The organism is Bacillus sp. SIMBA_008 (assembly GCF_046535495.1).
GTDB lineage: Bacteria > Bacillota > Bacilli > Bacillales > Bacillaceae > Bacillus > Bacillus subtilis.
The window spans coordinates 1-243 of record NZ_JAWRWL010001119.1; the positions used below are offsets into that span (position 1 = coordinate 1).

The 243-nt window shown below is 70.0% G+C and carries 1 protein-coding gene; it reads left to right on the plus strand.

Translation table 11 applies throughout. The features are described from left to right. Positions 1–243, plus strand: a 243-nt coding sequence (locus tag SB658_RS26915; RefSeq protein ID WP_410603564.1) for an aldo-keto reductase family protein, incomplete at both ends; no start/stop codon positions are given.

The following is a 243-nucleotide window of genomic DNA, read 5'->3' on the forward strand; positions in this document are numbered from 1 at the left end:
GGCGGGGCGGCCGCGATCGGCATCGCCGCCGGCCCCGTTCCGCTGCTGCAGCGCTATCTCGACAGCGAGCTGTTCGACGCGGTGCTCTGCCACAACCGCTACACGCTCGTCGATCGCAGCGCCGAGGCCATCGTGGCCAATGCCAAGGATCGCGGCATGGCGGTGTTCAACGCAGCCGTGTTCGGAGGCGGGATCCTCGCCGCGCCCCGCAGCGGACGAACAACATACGGATACCGCCCCGCT